Origin of the sequence: Rhodococcus sp. Chr-9, from assembly GCF_000801125.1 — a bacterium.
Taxonomy (GTDB): Bacteria; Actinomycetota; Actinomycetes; order Mycobacteriales; family Mycobacteriaceae; genus Rhodococcus; species Rhodococcus pyridinivorans.
The window spans coordinates 1-271 of the sequence record NZ_JTIZ01000139.1 but is presented as its reverse complement, the minus strand read 5'-3'; the positions used below and the strand labels follow the sequence as shown (position 1 = coordinate 271).

Annotated in this window: 1 protein-coding gene; it reads left to right on the top strand. The window is 34.3% G+C overall.

All coding sequences use genetic code 11. The annotated features are described in order from the left end of the window. On the top strand, positions 1 to 271 hold a 271-nt coding region (locus tag QR64_RS26335), incomplete at both ends, for a BppU family phage baseplate upper protein (RefSeq protein WP_152641013.1).

Genomic DNA, 271 nt, shown 5'->3' with positions numbered 1-271 from the left:
GCTTCCCACAACCAATTCAAATAATGCAAGGCGACGTCAACGCTAGAACATTGTCAATTAAAATACTTGATAATGGAGGCGAAATTGATTTGACTGGCCATTCATTAAAACTTACATATCAATATACTAATAGCAGTAATTCAGGTTTTGTTATGATTCCTCCTGAAAACTTAACTAAGGGAGAGTTTATTTTAGTAATTCCTACCGAAATGACAGAAACTGGAGTTATTGAAGCGAACTTAATACTTCTCAATGAAGATAAAGAGCAGGT